A 1,511-nucleotide genomic window follows, 5' to 3' on the forward strand; every position below is an offset into this window, starting at 1 on the left:
TGGATCCAGATGACGAAATCAATAAATCCGCCTCTCTAGTTGTCGTCAGCCGACAGGCTCATTGTCGTCTAATAGGAGAGTGTTTTTGCAGGGCTATTTCATTCTAAAAACGGTCTTGAGGGTATCCAGTCCAAATTTGCAGAACCGTTCAGCCTGAGCCATATTCGAGAACTCATTAGCGCGGTAGAGATTGAGCGCGAAGTTACGAGCGACGGCGAAGATTTGCGGTAACTGATGCATACGGATACGCGAAGCATCCTCACCTTGCGTCACATCCCGGACGTGGTGCACCTTGTTTTCGACACCCCAATAGCCCCGAATGCGCTCGAGCAAAGGATTCCGCTGATTCTAAAAACGAGGCTACATAGTAGCGAGTCTCGGTTTCTCGGCGCAGCTGTCCGCCGTACTTAAATTGACGCTCGCTCTCCACACGAACCAGTGTCTTCAGCCCTGGCCACGGCTTGATGTTGTCGAGGGTCGTACAAAGGCTGATGACCCGCTTCTCCAATCGCCCGTGTCCCTTACTGAGCTCGGTGTAGCTGGCTTCAGCGACAAAATTGGCCTGAACGCTTTTGTGCAAGTTACCTTGATTACCTTTGAGGGCACCCAAGTAGTGATTGTCGGTGTCAATGATAAGTTGACACGTTTTTTTGGGTGCTAATTGCATCAAAAGCAATCACCACCCCCTTGAGCGCCAGTTTCTTAATGAACTCCGGCAAGGCTTTGATCTCATTGGTTTTACGGTCGACCGGGTAAGGTTCTAGAATCAGCCCTCGCTCCACCAGATAGGCACTGACCAACCAAATGGCGGGATGAGGGGGAGAGTCAGGATTGTTGCTCTCCAGTTGATATGACCCTCGTAAGACCTTACCATCCACGGCTAAGGTCTCACCGGCTAACGGTTTAATGCCAAAGAACCGAGCTAAGGCCGCTGAATACTGCTCATAATCCAGCTTCAGCAGCACCCGGCGAATCGTGCTGTAGGAAGGGAGGCGACCTTTGGGCGGGTTGAAGAGGTCAATCAACTCGCGCTGGTAGCACTTGAGCCAATCGCCAATCGAAATAAATCCTCGATTACCTGCCGTCACGGCCAGGGTAAAGAGCGCCAGGCACAGGGCCATGTGGTGCCGCTTTCCAGACGCCTGACGCCCATCCGGCAGGTCAGCGAAAGCTTCAAGGATCTCGATCCGCTCAGGCAACGGCTCAAGGTGAGTCTGCGGAACTACAGCAGCAGATTGCGGGGGAAGACGCATAAGCCCTAAAGAAAAGATGGGGATTAGCCTGAAACTCTAGCTTCTTCAGCTCTCCTTGAGAATGAAATGGCCCTGGTGTTTTTGTGGTGCGATTCGCTATCAGGTAAGCGGTAGGCTTCGAGAGGCTCGATCTTGTCATTGCTCCAGGTGTCGAAAAGCCTTTAGTGGACAGGCCTCTGCATAGGGAGCAGGTCACTTTCTACAGAGAAAAATACTCTTGAGGTGACAGCCTGCCATTCAGGTAGGCGCAACGATGCG

General features: G+C 52.2%; 2 protein-coding genes. Both read right to left on the reverse strand.

Annotation, left to right across the window (positions count from 1 at the left end; genetic code table 11):
* Positions 1-93 precede the first annotated feature (93 nt).
* The gene (locus JUK32_RS10265; RefSeq protein WP_204138765.1) at positions 94-333 is read right to left on the reverse strand and encodes a transposase; all 240 of its coding nucleotides are present in this window, start codon (positions 331-333) and stop codon (positions 94-96) included.
* A gap of 293 nt (positions 334-626) precedes the next feature.
* Complete coding sequence (locus JUK32_RS10270) at positions 627-1,253, reverse strand: ISAs1 family transposase (protein ID WP_204138766.1); 627 nt, start codon at positions 1,251-1,253, stop codon at positions 627-629.
* Positions 1,254-1,511 lie beyond the last annotated feature (258 nt).

The sequence above is a fragment of the Halomicronema sp. CCY15110 genome, assembly GCF_016888165.1.
Lineage (GTDB): Bacteria > Cyanobacteriota > Cyanobacteriia > Phormidesmidales > Phormidesmidaceae > Halomicronema.